This is a genomic window from Westiellopsis prolifica IICB1, from assembly GCF_004323185.1.
Taxonomy (GTDB): Bacteria; Cyanobacteriota; Cyanobacteriia; order Cyanobacteriales; family Nostocaceae; genus Pelatocladus; species Pelatocladus prolificus_A.
In genome coordinates, this window is record NZ_NAPS01000001.1 from 1,590,101 (window position 1) to 1,607,745 (window position 17,645).

A 17,645-nucleotide genomic window follows, 5' to 3' on the forward strand; every position below is an offset into this window, starting at 1 on the left:
CGCAAAAATCATTTCGCCGAACCCAGAAATCATTTCGCCGAGCGCAAAAATCATTTCAGCGCATACAAAAATCATTTCGCCGCACGCAAAAATCATTTCGGTGAGCGCTGTTACTTATTATAGTTATACCCAATATGATAAAATCATACAAATAGTTAAATATAAATACTGTTGAATTCTTAATTATTGCGTTGAATCAAAAATCCACATAAATACTGATATCAGGGACAAGAAGATTACATTATCTTGAAAAAAGAATAATTCAATAAATACTCCCATGTCTGTAAAAACTCGTGGTTCTGCTGCTGTTGATAAAGCTCAACGTCGTCTCGCCCTGCTTAAATCTATTGATGAGCATCTGAATTTAGGAAACGGATTAACCATTGAAGCCTACAATCAACTAATTAATACCACTCGTGCCAAGCTGGAAGCCCATAATAAACTGCTGTCCAATCTTGATGAATCTCGTCAGACATTAGACCAGATGGACAAGGCGCTTTCAGAAATGTCTGAACGGATGCTCAGTGGAGTCGCGAGCATGTACGGCAAAAAAAGTATCGAGTATTCAAAGGCAGGCGGTTCTAATCGAAAGCGGAATAAACAATCTACTTTACAAGTTCCTCCAGTTGCCGAGCTTCTTGCCACTCAACCAACTTAAACTGCAATGGCGAACAAGTTAATTGATGGCAACGGCAGCTTGAGCAATCACTCCGTTAGTCATTTGGATAAAATGTGATGTCTGCTTAATTGATCAATGCTAAATTGCGTTCGCTCATCTTGTCCACAGTGCGATCGCCTTTTTCCCAATATCATATTATGATATCATTCGCGATTAATCTTATTGTCGTTAAAGATTGCGCGAATGTTTAATTTCGTATCTATATTTATAACAGAGTTAAATAATCAAAAATTAGAAGTACAAATATGAAAATTAAACGCGAGAGAGAAGAAATTAAAACTATTAACGAAAATCTTAGAGCTATTGCCTACAGTATGGACTTGCTAATACCAGGATTATATTTTTGGTGTCCATATTTCACGATTAGAATTGGTGGTGCAGTACCTGATGATAACCCTTACAGATATCCCGGTAAAATTCACAGTTTTGTAGGTGTCGGAATAGTCCTACCAGGATACAAAATATTTACGACCTACCAGGGCAGCTATGACGCTTGATAAACACACAATACAAGGTTTAGCCGCATTTACTAGTAAAACATTATTGTCAAACGAGTTTGAAAAACTGATGCTTAATGCTGGATATTTTGAAATAGGAACTGCACCTGCTCAAGGTGGAAGAATAAAAATATGGTGGTCACACGATAGTTATCCAAGAGTCGAATCCATCTACAGTCCCGATAAAAGTACTGTATTGACCGCATATCATGTTTAAAAAAACTATGACTTATATTGCGATCGCCACACCCAGAACCTAATAGAATTTTCCAATAGACTGATGCTAATTAGCACTATTAGGTCTAATCTAGTACAGGCGAACTATTTAAATGAGTGAATGTCTGACTTAATTCTGTTTTGGCATCGTCGTGATTTACGTATTTCTGATAATACCGGACTTGCTGGCGCAAGACAACGCAGTGCAAAAGTAGTCGGTGTATTTTGTCTCGACCCGAATATTCTAGAACGGGATGATGTTGCACCTGCGCGGGTGACTTATATGATTGGTTGTTTAGAAGCTCTACAACAGCGATATGCTCAAGCTGGTAGCCAACTATTGATACTCCACGCTCACCCGACACAAGCAATTCCAGCACTGGCGGCAACATTAGGTGCAAAAGCAGTATTCTGGAATTGGGATGTGGAACCCTACTCTCAAGAACGCGATCGCACTATAATATCTGCACTCAAAGAAAAAGGAATCGAGTTTCTCGATCAAAACTGGGATCAGATTCTGCACGCACCAGATGAGATCCGCACTGGTTCCAATCAACCTTATACTGTTTACACTCCCTTCTGGAAGAATTGGGTTAGCAAACCAAAAGCAAAACCAGTAGAAACCCTGCAAAATGCTGAGGGTTTAACAGAATCAGAAAAAGAAACTGCCAAGAATGCTGGAGTTATTGCATTACCTTCAGCCAAAGATTTAGGATTTGTCTGGGATAATGAATTAATTATTGCCCCAGGGGAAGAAGCAGCTCAAGAAAGATTAGAAGAATTTGGCGATCGCTCTATTAACGAATATCAAGAACAGCGAAATTTCCCAGCCATTGACGGTACATCTCGGTTGAGTGCAGCTTTAAAATTTGGTGCGATCGGTATTCGCACTGTCTGGGAAGCTACACAAAATGCTCTGGAAAATAGCCGTAGCGAAGAAACCCAAACCAATATCCGCACTTGGCAACAAGAATTAGCATGGCGGGAATTCTACCAACATGCCATGTATAATTTTCCTGAATTAGCCGTAGGTGCATACCGCGAAGCCTTCAAAAGTTTTCCCTGGGAAACCAACCAAGAACACTTTCAAGCTTGGTGTGAGGGTAGAACTGGTTATCCGATAGTTGATGCAGCTATGCGTCAGTTGAACGAAATTGGATGGATGCATAACCGTTGTCGGATGATTGTCGCCAGTTTCTTGACTAAAGATTTGCTCATTAATCCCCAGTTAGGAGAAAAATATTTTATGCAGAAACTGATTGATGGGGATTTATCTGCAAATAATGGTGGTTGGCAATGGAGTGCTTCTAGTGGGATGGACCCTAAGCCTTTAAGGATTTTTAACCCCGCTAGCCAAGCGCAAAAATTCGATCCAGATGGTGAATATATTCGTCAATGGGTTCCAGAGTTGCGTTCATTTGATACTCAGTATTTACTTACTGGTAATATTACACCTTTAGAACGCCAAGCTGTTGATTATCCGACTCCAATTGTGGATCACAAACAACAGCAAAAAATGTTTAAAGAACGTTATCAACAGCAAAAAGTTTAGAGATTGGGGGGATGAGGGGGATTGGGGGGACAAGGAGAACAAGGGAAGGGACTGTTTGATTTTATGAAGTCGTCTTCAGACGATTTGCGCTATTAGCGAAGGGTTTAAACCCTTTGCTGCCAAAGCTAAGTAAACATCCACAAAGGATTGCAAAGATATTTAACTCATTCGTAAGTATTACTAACACTTTTTCTAGAATATTATAGAGAATATTTGAGAGATTTAATAACTCTGAATCTCAGCAATTAAAACACTAACCGCTACTAGAATTTGCAACTACGAAATATACAGATTTAACTGCACAAAAAACTGAAATATTGCTTCTTTCACTCATTTTCAACAATTAATGTACATTCTCTTTTCCGAGGAGGCAGAAACGATGACAACTATCATTCAACGTCGAAAAGAATTTGATTTTTTTAATCTATGGGATCGATTTTGTGCGTGGATCACCAGCACTAAGAATCGAATTTATATCGGCTGGTTTGGGGTGCTGATGATTCCGACTTTGCTCGCTGCTACTATTTGTTTCATTCTCGCTTTTATTTTGGCCCCTGGCGTAGATATGGAAGGTATTAGAGAGCCAATAAAAGGTTCTTTAATGGATGGTAACAATTTGATTACCGCTGCTGTTGTGCCAACTTCTGCTGCGATTGGCTTGCATTTTTATCCTATTTGGGAAGCTGCTTCCTTAGATGAATGGCTTTACAACGGCGGTCCCTATCAGTTGATTGTGCTGCACTTTTTAATTGGTATTTGGTGCTATTTGGGAAGACTTTGGGAACTTAGCTATCGCCTTGGTATGCGTCCTTGGATTGCCGTTGCTTTTTCTGCACCAGCCGCCGCCGCAACAGCTGTCTTGCTAGTTTACCCCATTGGTCAAGGTAGCTTTGCTGACGGTTTACCTTTGGGAATTGCAGGGACATTCCACTTTATGATGGCCGTGCAAGCAAATCATAATATCCTGATGCATCCATTCCATATGTTGGGGGTTGCTGGAGTCTTTGGTGGCGCATTTTTAAGTGCCTTGCATGGTTCGTTAGTCACCTCAACGCTGATTCGCAATACCGACGAAAATGAATCTATCAACGCTGGGTATCGACTTGGTCAACAGGAAAGGACTTACAGCTACTTGGCAGGACATTATGGTTTTTTCGGTCGCCTGCTGATTCCCCCTGTTGCTAGTCGAAATCACCGCACTTTCTATTTCCTGCTTGCTTGTATGCCAACAATAGGTATCTGGTTTGCTGCATTAGGTGTTTGTTCTGTTGCCTTCAACCTGAATGGATTTAACTTCAATCACTCTATCTTAGATAGTCGGGGAGCAGTGATTCCCACAGATGCTGACATCCTCAATCGAGCTAATCTTGGTATACAAGCAATGCACGCTCCTAATACCCATCATTTCCCACTGATTTTGTCTAGCGGTATACTAAATCATGAGGTAGATTCCAACGCTGCTCGATCCCAATTTCCTAAATTTGCAGCTGCATCATAGGTACTCTGCAAAAAGGCAAGGAGTACTGCATCCGGATCATCAGCTTGCCGTAATGCTTCATATGGCAAAATGAACTCTTGCATCTGGGGACTGTAAAATGCTTCCTTTGGTTGGATGGGGTAGTCTTTAAATCCCTCTGGTTCGGGATAAGCATAGGAGTAAAAAACAGGTTCGGCCACTGCTCCACCACCAGGCCAAAACCCAAAGCTACTCACTTCATGGGAATAAGCCTCTTTTGTTACCCAATCTGCCATGTTGGGAACCCCACCTGGATGTTCTGGAGCGCGACGCCCAGAGAAACGGGTAAAAGCCAAGTCAAAGCTACCCCAGAAAAAGTGTACAGGGCTACATTTACCAATAAAACGTGAGCGAAATACTTTCAACACCCTATCTGCTTGTACCAGAATACGCCAAAACCTTTGGGCGTACTCCGGATCATAAGCTGCATGTACGTGATCTTGATCAAAGGGAATTGGCTGGTTTACTTCTTGTGGACTTGTCCAAATCCGAACGGAAATGCCAATTGCGCTCAGTGTACCCATAACATCTTGGTAGAAGTCAGCTACCGAGCGAGGAGCAAGGGCGATTATTCTGGTGATCCCGTCGCTAGTCTCGATTTTTAACTGATGCTCAAGAAAGTCAAAGCTAATCTCTAAGGTGCGTGTTTCGTAAGGAATTGAAGAGGTCGTTAGTCCACGTGGGGTTACATACAGGGTAGAGTGCCACCAGTGGTTAATTTTGGGAGCCAGCGCCAGCCGAATTTTACCAATGATTTGAGTCCACAAATGCAGCGTTGCATATGTATCTTGCCATGCTGCAACAGGCAGACTGGGCCAGGTGGTATCAGTGAGTGTACTATCAACAGGTTCTACCATAACGGAAACCTCCATGTAGGGATATTGGTAAATTACTATACTGAGTAGATTAGACGAGCTTGTGGACGCGATCGCAGTTTACTTAATTACACTAATCAAAGTCTGCTGGTAAATCTGGGTTGCGGTAATGTTGAAAAAGTCGAGTGATTTGTGCTGGTGTGACACGCCCAATAGATAATTCGGGAATTTCATTTTCCGGGAAAAATCCTACTGCTTCTGTCTCAATGCTGGGTGTGGGGGAACCACCAATAAGTTCGCACAGAAAAAACAATTTATATATGTAATGGGGATGGGGTGAGTGTCCTTGTCTGTTTCTGTCGTATGCTGCTAAGAGTTTGACAGCGCGAGTCAGATATCCTGATTCTTCAAATATTTCTTTAACGACGACTTCACTGGGTGAAAAACCAATATCAGCCCAGCCACCAGGTAATGTCCAACCACCATCCACTCGTTCTTTTACCATTAATATACAATCATCGCGAAATACTGCACCACGCACATCAACTTTGGGAGTCGCATATCCGACATCACGATCAAACAGATCCAAGATATAACTCAGTTCAGCGTTGGTGTGAGTTGCGAAAATTTCCGCAGCGATCGCTTGTATTGCTTGAAATCGTTCTAGATCATACGGGTTTTCGGAAAAAGTTAGTCCAGTTTGAGCGATCGCTTGTAATTTTTGCGCCCATTCTAACCATTTTGATTCCATATTTTTTGGGATAGGGGATAGGGGATTAGGGATAGGGGATTAGGGATCAGGAATAGACAAGGTGGAGGCGGAAAAAAAATTGCTTTTTACTCCTCCCTTGTCCTCCTTGTCCTCCTTGTCTCCCTTGTCCCCTAGTCACTAATTACGCTTCGTCTAAAGCAGCAATTCCAGGTAATACCTTACCTTCTAGCAACTCTAAGCTAGCACCACCACCAGTGGAAATATGGCTCATTTGATCGGCTAAACCAACTTTTTCGACTGCGGCTACAGAGTCACCACCACCGATAATGGTGGTTGCACCGTTTTTGCCGATGTCAGCCAAAGTATGTGCGATCGCTTCTGTACCAACAGCGAATTTATCAAATTCAAATACGCCCATCGGCCCGTTCCAAACTACTGACTTACAATCAGCCAAAGCGTCTTGGAATAATTTCACAGAATCAGGGCCAATATCCAAGCCCATCCAACCATCGGGGATGTTCTCAATACTAACGGTTTGAGAATTAGCATCAGCAGCAAACTTATCAGCTACTACTACATCTGTAGGTAACAATAAGGTAACGCCTTTTTCTTTGGCTTTCGCTTCTAAAGATTTTGCTAACTCTAGCTTGTCTTCTTCCACCAAAGACTTACCAACACTCAAACCACGAGCTTTGTAGAAAGTAAAAATCATCCCACCGCCGATGATTAACTTGTCGCATTTTTCTAGCAGTGTTTCAATGACACCAATTTTGCTAGAAACCTTGGAACCACCGATGATTGCTGCTAAAGGACGTTGTGGACTTTCAATGGCGCTTTGCAAATATTGCAATTCTTTTTCCACCAAATATCCAGCCACAGAAGGACTCAAAAATTGTGTTACACCCTCAGTAGAAGCATGGGCGCGGTGTGCTGTACCAAAAGCGTCGTTGACATACAAATCAGCATTAGCTGCTAATTTCTTTGCAAATTCGGGATCGTTTTTTTCTTCTTCTTTGTAAAAACGAACATTTTCTAATAACAGTACTTGTCCATTTTGTAAAGACCCGACTTTAGCTGCAACATCATCACCGATGCAGTCATCAGCTTTAACAACTTCTTGTCCCAACAACTCAGAAAGACGTTTAGCAACCGGAGTCAGACGCAATTTTTCATCTACACCCTTGGGACGCCCGAAATGGCTTGCTAGAATCACCTTAGCTCCCTTCTGCACCAAATCTTGGATAGTTGGTAGAGCTGCGCGGATGCGAGTATCATCTGTAATATTACCTGCATCATCTACAGGTACATTAAAATCAACCCGTACAAACGCACGTTTTCCAGATAAGTCAGTTGCAGATAAATTTGCTAAAGTTTTCTTTGACACGTCACAAACCTCCTGATTGCCTTTTTGTTATGTTTTACATTTATTAGATCCTTTCTGTGATTGTACAGGAGTACGTGGTGCAAAGAATTGTTAAGTGATTAGTTTCTTGTTAATTGTCTGCGGTGACAATACCAAAACATGTGGAGAAATAGCCACTCTCATGCTCTACCAACAGGAAGCAGACAGTAAATTCTATCAACTAACAGGTGAATGTAATGTTCAAAAAAGTTCTGTTTCCAATTGACCAAAGTCGGGAAACTCAGGAAGCAATCAATGTCGTGATAGATGTTGTACAAAAATACAGCAGTCGTTTGGTGCTTTTGAGTGTGGTGGAAGAACCAGATACAGATGCACCAAAAGAGGATGTTGTCATGTCCTCACCTGAAAATGTTGCCAAACTGCTAGAGACTGCTAAAATTGCCTTTTCCCAACAAGGAATTCAAACAGAAACAATTGAAAGACAGGGGAAACCCGCATTTGTAATTTGTGATGTAGCTGATGAGATAGAAGCAAATCTAATTGTCATGGGCTGTCGCGGACTTGGTTTAACTGACGAAGGCGCCCATGAGAGTGTTACAAACCGTGTGATTAATTTGTCTCCTTGTCCGGTGTTGATTGTAACGTGAGCGGGGAGCGGGGATCGGGCATGAATCAGTTAACAGTTAACAGTTAACAGTGAGCAGTTTAATTTGATAACTGATAACTGATAACTGATAACTGATAAGTCTCCCTTGTCCCCGATCCCCGATCCCCGATCCCTTTTCCCCTCTAATCAACCGTCACCCGGAAGCGGATGAAACCAGTCTGTCCGCCGGGAATGTTGGCGGGTCCAACAACTACTGCACCTTGATTGTTGCTACTACCACAAATATTGGCAAACTCTTGTAGTGGTGCTAGAGGTGATAAGACTTGTCCTTGGTTGCTAATTCCAATCACGGAAAGACTGTTAGAAACATAGCTGGTACCTGCTGGAATCAGATCGCAGAACCTTGCATTTTGTAGCTGCTGAGTACCATCAGCAAGAAAATAAACTGTATACTCAACTTGATCACCACTGCTTAAGGGTGGTTGGAGATTAATTTGACCAACAGGCGATCGCCCAGCTTGCTGTAATCTGTCATCATCATTATTATTGGGGTCATTGATAAAAGTGTTGAAGCTGACACCACTGATGGGCTGATTGTTTCTCAAAGCATTGGTGATGCGCTTGACTATCCGCAGATTCGTTTCTCCAGATGCTCCCGCCTGACCTGGACGGAAACCAAAGTCTATGTTGAGATTTTCGGAGTTTGCGTCAGTGATACTAGCTGTTAAAGTCGTGTTGGTTGTGGCTGTGAAATCGCTTGGTTGTGTTACCTCTACAGTGTAATTACCTGGCTGCAAACCAGTAAACAAATAATTACCGTTGTTATCAGTACGAGTTGTACTCACGACTTGACCAGTACTATTCCGTAGGGTTACAGTAACATTTGCTATTCCTGTATCACCATTATCAACACTGCCATTGCCATTTCGATCTGTGAAAACAAAGTCCCCAATCGCACCACCAGGCGGTCGGCGCAAGCCAAAATCAACAGTATCTAAAGACTGACCAGGATTCAGTGTCACGTCAACTTGCCTACCACCACCAGTTGTGACATCTGGTAAATTAAAAGGAGGAGTGACACTTACTCTGTAAGGGCCTGCTGGCAAATTGGTGAAAGAATAATTACCGCTAGCATTAGTATTTGTTGTCTGGGTAGTGTCGTCAGGAGTACCTAGTTGTCCGTCGGGACCTGGTAAAGTTAGGGTAAGGGGAATATTACCAACTCCTGGTTCACCTGGGTCTTGTTGACCGTTACCGTTAGTATCATTAAAGACAGTATCACCAATGGAACCTGGTGCTGAAGGCGCACAGATAGTTAGATCAGCAAGACCAATAGTTTCATCTTGTCCAGGTCGTTGATTTTCGACGTATGATAATGGTCCACTCTGGTAAACGATGCGAATTTGGGTGACAGGTTGGGCAAATGTCGCAAAAACATTACCTAAACTCTGATCATTAGGTGAATTTCCTGGTCCCACACGCGGATCGGCTCCCCGTGCCACATTAGCGCTAACTATTTGAGCAACCGCACCAGCTCCAATATTAGTCAGGGTAACTGGTACACTTTGACCTTGATTGAATGCAGTAACTGTAACTTGATCCTGATAGGGAAGTTCGTCTTGGCGATCGCGATCCACGTCCAATAATGTCAGGGGAACAGGGAAAGTTACTGGTTGGGCAAAAGTGATAGTAAGTGTTGCAGTACCTTCCCGATAGTTTACGGTTGAACTTTGTTGTGAAGCATCTATTCCCCAGCGCAAATATGGACTATTAATGCCACCATAAGGGCCAGGGACAACCCCGTAGGGAACCGGGCCAATAACTTGAGGTGGTTGATCTCGGATAAATCCCGCTGGACTTTCCGTCATCTGAAAATTAGTGCTGACGCCCCCAATGTTGAAAGTTTGATTAAAGTTTGCCGTTTGGAAGTTACTCGTTCCCCAGCTGAGAGTTTCTTGTGTAGTACCCGCTGGACAACTTGTCTGTTGTGCAACAGCTTTTTGATTGAAAATACTTCCTTGTAGAGGAATTTGGGGAATAGCCAATAGTGCTGCTAGCAGCGTACCCCCACAAGGATGAAAATTTAAATGTTTAAATAGAGCTTTCATTTTCTAGTTCCTAAATATTTCATTTGAAAATAGGGATCGGGGAAAGGGGATCGGGAATTAAGGATTGGTTATTCTCCCCACACTCCCCACACTCCCCACACTCTCTTATCCCCGATCCCTACCTCGGAGCTTCTATTTGCAAGTCTTGTTCTTGTGGTTCTACGATGAGTTCGATACCTCGCACGTCTTTGTAGATGATTTCTGTACGGCGATCGCGTGCGTAATCAACACGTGTACTACCTTGGGTTTTCCGTTGGGTTTCACCGAAGGAACGAATGGTCATCCGTTCGGGACTAATACCTTTACGCAGCAGGTAATTTCTTACAGATAAGGCCCGACGTCTACCCAGTGCCAAGTTATACGCATTGCTGGCACGAGGATCGGTGTGACCTTCTAACTCGACCACAATGAAAGGATATTTTTGCAATACTGCTACTACCCGATCCAAAACAGCAGCACTTTCAGCACTAATAAAGGATTTATCTAAGGCAAAGTGGACATTATTTGGTGCTTGGATGCGGATGATTTCTGGGGGTTCTGGTGGTGGCGGTGGTGCTGGTGGTTCTGGTGGTGGTGGCGGTACTGGTCGAGAAGTACACTGTGGAGGCTGGGTTGGTTGAGAACTAGGCTTTAAATTCGGTTTTGTGCCATCAGTGCCAATAATTGCTGCCAGAGCTGGTTCCGATGTCCCATATTCCGGATCAGTGGCGATCGCACTGACTACATCTCCGGTTTGCAAGTTCTCGACTGTGGTGCTAAACTTACCACTCTGATCTACAGGTACGGTTGCTAATACTTCACTTAATGCGCCGTAACCCCGTTGATAATCACCTAAGCGGTAAATTGTCACTTGCGAACCGCGATCGGCTTTACCTTGTAAAGTGACGCTGTTACTTGTCGGCAAAAATGCCCTTTGTTTAAACTCTGGAGCATTAATCGCTCCATTCCCAGTTTCCAGGCGACGATTAGGGGAATCCCGGCGCGGATTGGGGCCATCTCCGATTTGAAAGTCGCTGACATCCAAATTTTGCTGAGTATTCAGGTCAATGCTCAAACCTTCTAACGTCGCAAATTTATTATTTTGAATAATATTCTTCACGCCTGGTTTTCTTTGACTAACATCATTCCTGGGAAAAGCCGACACCACGACCCCCGGCCCGGTTTGATAGTCAATTTCATTACCAACTACCTGGTGATTACTACCCATGAGGTAAACTGCTGCTCGGCGCAAGCGTCTACCGTTGTAAGTGATTTTGTTATTCTGGATTGCTACACTACCTTGAGGTTTGAATAAATACACACCAGCCCCATCATTACCACAAATCAAATTGCCTAAAATTTGCGACTGGTTGACCAAACCTTCAAATCTCAAAGCATCGGGCATCCCTGCAATACCGTTAGCAACGAGAATATTTTCTTGTACTACCGTATTTTCACCACGTACAGATGTAATTACAGCACTGCCATCATGATAATAAATCCGGTTACGCCGGATTGTTGCTCCTTGGGAGTTAAAAACATAAACCCCAAATGCTGAGGTTTGTTCTGGCATTTGTTCATTAGTTGTTAATCCCAGCCAGTTGTTTTCAATCACAACATTTTTGGGTGGCACATCGGAGGCGCGGAAGGGAAAACTACTGTTGGGTGGTTTTTGACGACTGATATCTGGAGGTGGGAAAGGGTGAGCTATGACAATATCCCCCGGTGGTGTAGTGAGAGTTACTGGCTTGGGATCAGTGTCAAAAGCGATATTTCCCAAAATCTGTTTTATCGGTTTACCCGTAAAACCGTAAATACTCAAGCCACGAATTGTTACACCATCAGCAACCACAGTCAATCCGCGCAAAATCTCTTTATTAGCTGCGGGGGTGATTGCTACTACTGGTACAGGAATGGCAATTTCCGCGGTTGCTGAACCTTTTGGATCGTATCCTGGTTGAGTTGAGCCATCGATAACTAATCCGGGAGTAGCTAAATCTGGTAGTTGGGTTTGTAACTCAATGGTAGTTGTACCAGCAGGTAAATTAAACTCAATTCGAGAAGCACCAGTTGTGGTTGGTGTCACCTGTGCTTTCTCAGCTGCACTGAGTTGTGCTGTTGGTAGCGTACCATTAACGATCGCGATCGCTTCTCGCAAAGTTACGGCATTATCAGGGGTAGGACTCCCGTCTTGATTGCTATTTACCACCACTCGCACACCGGGAGTGGGGGTTTGAGCGAAAGCAATTTCTGGAGGTAAAAGGTACACAGTTAAAGGTAAAAGGTAAATTATTCCTTTTGCCTTCTTTTTTTTTAATTTCAATTTGGACATTACTCACTCCTATGGCACCACGTTTGAAAACAATGAAGTATGAATTATGAACAGGATTTACGCAAAAATTGCCACAAAGTTTAATTTATTGAACCGCCAAGACGCCAAGACGCCAAGGATTTTTTGAGTGTGCGTAAGTCCTAATGAAGAATGCCAAAATATCATCCTTCTTTCTGGCCTCTAATTTCTGCTTTCAGCTTTTGTTTAAGGGCCTGTGTCTGTTTCAAACGCTGAATCAATTTACTTTGGGATGTCTGTTTTCCTGGTTCTGTTTGCGCCGTTGGGATTTCTGACTCTTGTTCTTGCTTGGGTACTGGTTTTTGTAAACCAAAGCCGCCTAAAAGTTCGTTTAATTTCAGGCTGATATTCACATAGAAACCACCTTCGGAACGATAACCGGTAAAGTCGCGGTCATCCACACTACCAAAGCTGTAACCGAGGCCCAAACGCAAATCAGGAGTGACGTAATATCCAGTTTCCACTGCAAAACCGAATTCGTCGTAGTCAGTGCCGCTATTAGAGTTTTGTCCAATCCATCGTCCTTCAACAGCTAAGTCGTTGCGATAACCCAGTCGAAAAGCTGCTCGCAACTGTGCCAAGTTTGTACTACCGTCATATCTTTCGTCGTCGAAGTAGGTGACGCCATTACGCAAAGCATATTTACCGTAGAATTCCCAGCGCCAATTGGGGGCATAAATACCCTCTGCGGAAAAGATATGACCTGTGGCTGTACTACCTGTAAGTTGAGTTTCGGGAATCGAATCAAAGTTTTGCCGCCATTCGTATTTCAGTAGCCCGTTGAATTTGTCGTTGGTGGGGTCGCGGTATGCCAAACCGATTTTGAGATTTGCTGTGTCTCCCAGTTCTTGGAATCTGATCCCGTTTGTATCGATACTGTTGACGGTGCTAGGAAGGTAGACGTTAGCTTCTCCTGCTTGTTGGAAGCGGACTAAGGCTGTTAAAGCTGGAGAGATTTTTCCGGCGGCGGCGGCAGAAATTACTAGGTTATTACTTTGATCACCATCACGATATTCAAAATCGGCGCGGGCTTTAAAATCAGGATTATCGGTGTATTCAAATCCCAAGCTGTAGACGGAACCAGAAAACAGTCCTAAAGTCGAAGCAGTTTGACCAACTGCGTAGTATTGCGGATATCTATCTCCGGCTGCTGTACCATTAAAGATATTTTTGAACACGTATTGATAACCCAGGTTGACTTTTAATCCGGGTGCAACTTTCAAACCCTGAGCCACGCCGAGAGCGCCTTGTCCCTGCAAGCCACCAAAGCCAGAGAGTACAGAATAACGACCCAGTAGGGAAGTATCATCTGATAATTTTTGATCGACAATTGTGTCTAAGGTGGTGAGGGAATTCCCTGGCAGTAATTCGCTGTCATCATAAAATTGGTGTGCTAGTCGGAATGTCACTCCCTCAGCAGCTTTCCAGTCTAAACCTAAAGTAGTCCGGTTGGGATACAAGGGGTCAGAGTCACCCAAATTTAGTTCGTTTTGGGCTTGGAAAGTCAAGGTATCTGTCAATGGGAACTTCAAACGGGAGACAATTTGACTCGCATCACCATCTAAGTCATCACCAATACGATCATCACGGGAACGGTTGACGTATTCCAAGCTGAGATCACTATTACCGAGCTTTTGCAAAATTCCTGCCCGGAAGGTTCTCAGTTCGTTACTGACTCGTTCACCAGGACGGTTTTGTGGCTGTGGGTCGAATAAATCAAAGAAGTTAGTAATGGAGGTGGGTGTAGTACCATAGTTTTCTTCGACGTCGTAGGCAACTCTAAAGCTAGTCAGGTCACTCAGTTTGGTGAGTAAAGATGCTCCGTAGCGGGTTTGTCCGGGTGCAAAGCTAAAGGTTGCGTTGTTGGAGAAGTTCGGCTCGACGGCACGATAGTAAGCTTGACCGAAAAGATTTTGTGTGATATTTCCAAAAGCTTCTAAGCGGTAAGCGTTTCCACTGGCTTCTTCCCCTGTAATCAGATTGTTATTGGAGTGGGCAAATTCCCCGACTATCTTGCCTGCATTTCCTAAAGAGATTAAGAAATCTCCACCGAATAGTTCAAAATCTTGGTCGCCTTGGTCTTCCCGCAGATAACTAACAGCGCCGAAGGTTTTATTGGTGAAATCGTTGGAGAAGTTATATTGCAAGCGTCCCCCCAGGAGGTTGGAGTCTTCGCCGCCTTCATTCTGGTAAGTAACGACAATACGTCTAACTAAAGTTGAACCAAAGGGGTTGAGTTCTGTGGCAAAAACCGGACGATTAAACCGCACTGTGCCGCGATCATAATCAATCTCGTAGTCGGCACCACGCACCATTTGTTTGCGTTCTACCACCGTACCAGGGCGGTTAATTTCCTCTGCTTCGAGATAAACAATTTCACTGCCAGGAACTAATAGACGTTTGGAAAGGAAGTAGTAACCACCAGTACCATCAGGAACGATGGTATCCCGTTGGAAACCTTCTATATTGTTGGCGTATAAGCCTGTGATTTGCAGGTTGCCCAGGTTGTAGTTGGCTTTGAAACCGTGGAGTTGGCGGGAGGTAGCTGTATACAGTTGGGAGGCGCGAGCAAATTCATTGGTGGTGTAGTCGCCCCACATGAAGTAATCTGGTTCTGCTCCCACAATCGACGGAGTACGTTCTAAGCGAGCGTAGAAACTATCAATCGAAGGGGTGGTGGGGGTAGCGGTGGAACTATCGCCGTAAACTGGATAGGGTTGTTCGCAGAACTGGACACCACCAAACAGGCGATTGTTACCCTCACAGTCTTGATTGATGGCGCGATCGCTATTGAATGCTCCTGTAAATAACCAATCTCCGATTTTTCCTGTAGCAAAGGCAGCTCCATAAAAATCTACGGTTGTGCCTTTGTCTATCTCGTCAGGATTGAGAAATTCTTGGAAGCTTCCCCAATAATTAGTTCCTCCTGGTCCAATCCGCAAATTCAGTACCCCTGTTACTAGGGAAGGTCGCAGATAGGTACTGAATTCTATTTGGGTGTAGGCTTCTATGGGTACTTGGGCAAATTCCTCTAGCCAGGAATTATCTGTCTGTTGGGGAAAGGTGGGATTTTTGATATCACCCAATTCTCTGGGAACATTGAGCGATGGTTTTTTGATTTTATCGATCGCGGCTCGAATCCGGACTTGTTGGGGTTTGATGTCTGATTGTAAGGTGGCGATGAATTCTCCATCAATCACACGCACCTGAAACCCGCCCTGGTCTTTGTCTTGGTCGGCGCCAACGAATTTACCGGCACTGGTGGTGAGGGTTGCGATCGCATCTTTGCGAATAATCTCACCTTTTTCATCAATAATTCTTCCTTGCAGTTTAATTGTGGAACGTCCATCGGCTTGCACACGCGGATCGCCGATAGGTGTGATTTCCAGCGTGATTTTTGATTTACCTGGAATCGTAGCAGGGGTAGTTATTGGTGAATTCTCTATTGATGGTGTTGTCTCTGGTGTTGGCGAAGTGGGTTGTTGTTGGATTGGCGAGTTAGGGTTTTGTTGAAATTCAATTGTCGGATCTTGTTGAAATACCGAGTTAGGATCACCGGAAGATGGGGAATTCTGGGCAATCAGGACAGGGGAAGACGCGGAGATTTGTTTCACCTTGTTTCCTTGTCCCCTTGTCCCCGTGTCACCGTGTCCCCGTGTCACCGTGTCCCCCTGTTTTCCAGAGACCACACTGGCAAAAACTGCGTTGGGAGAAACAAATAGTAAGGAAAGACCAAAAAGGTAAAAGAAAGAATTTTGATTTTGGTAAAGCTTTTTGATTTTTTTCATCGTTTCCCCCCTGAGAACGCAGGCGTAACCCCAAAATTGACTCTTGCCATGCCACTGGGTGCTAATTTGACCAAGCGAGATTGGCTGTTGCTTTCGATAAAGTATTTATTCGGTGCCAGTGCATAGCCAGGTAAGCTTGTCAAATCTAGGGCTGCTGTCCGATAACCTGCAACGACATTGGCTAAGGAGAATAAACCATTCGCATCGGTAATGATCCGGTTGCCATCATCTAGATAAATCACAGCATTCGGTATACCTGGCTCGTTCGGCTGCTGTTCACCGTCAAAGTTTTTATCAACAAATACACGTCCAATTAAGGTGCCACAATCAGACAAAATACCTGGTCGAATTCGTAAGACATAGCTGGCTTGGTTACTGGTAAGATTACCTGCTCTAGCTTGGGCTGTGTTTCTACCATCGCCCCGAATTGCATCTGGTGTCACCTCAGCAGCATAGTTGACTATCAAGCTTTGATTGGGTTGGAGTCCTTCATTGGAGGTGATGGTTACTGTCCGACTCGAACCGGTGGTTGCACTCAAGTTTACAGGTCTATTTCCTATCGAACCTTTGAGCGACTTGGAAATAAAGCGCATTCCCAAGGGTAATCTATCTGTAATTGATATCTGGTTGGTTGGGGAGTTACCAGTATTGCGAATCGTCAGAGTATAGATGACTGTATCACCCGGTTCGGCAGCTGCTCTGTCTGCTGTTTTGATGATTTGTAGTGCTGCTTGACTAGCACTCAAAGTCACCTCATTGGAGTTAACTACCCTTCCTGTCGGACTGTCAGGAAGATTATCTGCACTCCCACGAGCAGTATTTGTGATCACGCTTGTTTGAGAAAAAGCTGATGAAATCCCGAAAGTAAAAATACTAAAAATGTAAAAAGGACAAAAGAGGCTCCAATGCCTCAACCATGAAATTTTAGAAGTCATTGGAAGGCATTAATTAATAACAGCAGTTTTTCCAATATTTAGGGTTTTTAACCAAAAAACCAGTAATTATTGTGATTTTCAAACAATTTCAACTACATTTGTTAAATAACAGATGTATGACAGCGTTGGAGAATTATTCAGTTAAATCACAAATTATTTTGAAGTCACAGAAGCTTGCTAGTGGCTTGGACTTTCTTCTGTTGTTGGTTTGCAAAATCAATCTTGCGAGTAAGATGGAAAGACAACAGACTGAATTGTTTACTTGATGATAAAATCGCAATTTCACCGCCCTTGAGTAAGATTATTTTTTTGTGATGGGAGTCTAATTATCTCAGATTTGTGACTGTAAATAATGCAGATGTTTAAATAACATGACAAATACTGTCTGTAATCTTGTATTGTCATGAGGTAAGACCACTGATAACCCTACTCTGATTAAATAACATAGCTATTACAGCACTATCGTTGCAGCGAAGATATGCCAGCAACGAAAGAATAAAACAATAATTAGCTCTATTGAATAAAGCA

At 43.5% G+C, this 17,645-nt stretch carries 13 protein-coding genes; 6 read left to right on the plus strand and 7 right to left on the minus strand.

What is annotated here, in order from left to right:
* The first annotated feature begins 277 nt into the window (after window positions 1-277).
* From B4U84_RS06815 to psbA, 5 genes are all read left to right on the plus strand, one after another.
* Complete coding sequence (locus B4U84_RS06815; protein ID WP_131116361.1) at window positions 278-658, plus strand: hypothetical protein; 381 nt, start codon at window positions 278-280, stop codon at window positions 656-658.
* Between the two features lie 266 nt (window positions 659-924).
* On the plus strand, window positions 925-1,176 hold the full coding sequence (locus tag B4U84_RS06820) for a hypothetical protein (protein WP_131116364.1): 252 nt from the start codon (window positions 925-927) through the stop codon (window positions 1,174-1,176).
* Window positions 1,166-1,393 (plus strand): hypothetical protein, encoded by a 228-nt coding sequence (locus tag B4U84_RS06825; protein ID WP_131116367.1) that lies wholly within the window; start codon window positions 1,166-1,168, stop codon window positions 1,391-1,393. The genes B4U84_RS06820 and B4U84_RS06825 overlap by 11 nt, the downstream gene beginning before the upstream one ends.
* Window positions 1,394-1,513: 120 nt before the next feature.
* On the plus strand, window positions 1,514-2,944 hold the full coding sequence (locus tag B4U84_RS06830) for a deoxyribodipyrimidine photo-lyase, 8-HDF type (RefSeq protein ID WP_131116370.1): 1,431 nt from the start codon (window positions 1,514-1,516) through the stop codon (window positions 2,942-2,944).
* A 379-nt stretch (window positions 2,945-3,323) separates the two neighbouring features.
* Entirely contained in the window at window positions 3,324-4,442 is a 1,119-nt protein-coding gene (psbA, locus tag B4U84_RS06835) for a photosystem II reaction center subunit D1 (RefSeq protein WP_131116373.1), read from the plus strand.
* Here psbA and B4U84_RS06840 read toward each other — a convergent pair.
* The 3 genes from B4U84_RS06840 to B4U84_RS06850 all read right to left on the minus strand — a co-directional run bounded on the left by B4U84_RS06840 (window position 4,382) and on the right by B4U84_RS06850 (window position 7,371).
* Window positions 4,382-5,317 carry a DUF5996 family protein gene (locus B4U84_RS06840; RefSeq protein ID WP_131116376.1) on the minus strand — a complete coding sequence of 312 codons (936 nt, stop codon included), beginning with the start codon at window positions 5,315-5,317 and terminating at the stop codon, window positions 4,382-4,384. The genes psbA and B4U84_RS06840 overlap by 61 nt on opposite strands.
* 91 nt (window positions 5,318-5,408) lie before the next feature.
* Window positions 5,409-6,026: an NUDIX hydrolase gene (locus B4U84_RS06845; RefSeq protein ID WP_131116379.1), complete on the minus strand. Its 618-nt coding sequence runs from the start codon at window positions 6,024-6,026 to the stop codon at window positions 5,409-5,411.
* 142 nt (window positions 6,027-6,168) lie between these two features.
* Complete coding sequence (locus B4U84_RS06850) at window positions 6,169-7,371, minus strand: phosphoglycerate kinase (RefSeq protein ID WP_131116382.1); 1,203 nt, start codon at window positions 7,369-7,371, stop codon at window positions 6,169-6,171.
* Window positions 7,372-7,586: 215 nt separating this feature from the next.
* Here B4U84_RS06850 and B4U84_RS06855 point away from each other — a divergent pair, with 215 nt between their 5' ends.
* The gene (locus B4U84_RS06855) at window positions 7,587-7,997 is read left to right on the plus strand and encodes a universal stress protein (protein ID WP_017309093.1); all 411 of its coding nucleotides are present in this window, start codon (window positions 7,587-7,589) and stop codon (window positions 7,995-7,997) included.
* A 142-nt stretch (window positions 7,998-8,139) separates the two neighbouring features.
* On the opposite strand, the gene B4U84_RS06860 is transcribed toward B4U84_RS06855, so the two are convergent.
* From B4U84_RS06860 to B4U84_RS06875, 4 genes are all read right to left on the minus strand, one after another.
* A complete protein-coding gene (locus B4U84_RS06860) occupies window positions 8,140-10,065 on the minus strand; it encodes an SdrD B-like domain-containing protein (protein ID WP_131116385.1) in 1,926 nt (641 codons plus the stop codon).
* A gap of 118 nt (window positions 10,066-10,183) precedes the next feature.
* Window positions 10,184-12,376, minus strand: coding sequence for an OmpA family protein (locus B4U84_RS06865; RefSeq protein WP_131116388.1), 2,193 nt, complete (start codon window positions 12,374-12,376; stop codon window positions 10,184-10,186).
* A 161-nt stretch (window positions 12,377-12,537) separates the two neighbouring features.
* Window positions 12,538-16,182 carry a T9SS outer membrane translocon Sov/SprA gene (locus B4U84_RS06870; protein WP_131116390.1) on the minus strand — a complete coding sequence of 1,215 codons (3,645 nt, stop codon included), beginning with the start codon at window positions 16,180-16,182 and terminating at the stop codon, window positions 12,538-12,540.
* Entirely contained in the window at window positions 16,179-17,117 is a 939-nt protein-coding gene (locus tag B4U84_RS06875; protein ID WP_017308832.1) for a CLIPPER-2 domain-containing protein, read from the minus strand. Before B4U84_RS06875 ends, B4U84_RS06870 begins: the two co-directional genes overlap by 4 nt.
* Window positions 17,118-17,645: the final 528 nt, after the last annotated feature.

Bases quoted from the DNA above. Each gene is read 5' to 3' on its own strand.
- B4U84_RS06815 (WP_131116361.1), top strand. From the start codon at position 278: ATGTCTGTAAAAACTCGTGGTTCTGCTGCTGTTGATAAAGCTCAACGT.
- B4U84_RS06820 (WP_131116364.1), top strand. From the start codon at position 925: ATGAAAATTAAACGCGAGAGAGAAGAAATTAAAACTATTAACGAAAAT.
- B4U84_RS06825 (WP_131116367.1), top strand. From the start codon at position 1,166: ATGACGCTTGATAAACACACAATACAAGGTTTAGCCGCATTTACTAGT.
- B4U84_RS06830 (WP_131116370.1), top strand. From the start codon at position 1,514: ATGTCTGACTTAATTCTGTTTTGGCATCGTCGTGATTTACGTATTTCT.
- psbA (WP_131116373.1), top strand. From the start codon at position 3,324: ATGACAACTATCATTCAACGTCGAAAAGAATTTGATTTTTTTAATCTA.
- B4U84_RS06840 (WP_131116376.1), bottom strand. From the start codon at position 5,317: ATGGTAGAACCTGTTGATAGTACACTCACTGATACCACCTGGCCCAGT.
- B4U84_RS06845 (WP_131116379.1), bottom strand. From the start codon at position 6,026: ATGGAATCAAAATGGTTAGAATGGGCGCAAAAATTACAAGCGATCGCT.
- B4U84_RS06855 (WP_017309093.1), top strand. From the start codon at position 7,587: ATGTTCAAAAAAGTTCTGTTTCCAATTGACCAAAGTCGGGAAACTCAG.
- B4U84_RS06860 (WP_131116385.1), bottom strand. From the start codon at position 10,065: ATGAAAGCTCTATTTAAACATTTAAATTTTCATCCTTGTGGGGGTACG.
- B4U84_RS06865 (WP_131116388.1), bottom strand. From the start codon at position 12,376: ATGTCCAAATTGAAATTAAAAAAAAAGAAGGCAAAAGGAATAATTTAC.
- B4U84_RS06870 (WP_131116390.1), bottom strand. From the start codon at position 16,182: ATGAAAAAAATCAAAAAGCTTTACCAAAATCAAAATTCTTTCTTTTAC.
- B4U84_RS06875 (WP_017308832.1), bottom strand. From the start codon at position 17,117: ATGACTTCTAAAATTTCATGGTTGAGGCATTGGAGCCTCTTTTGTCCT.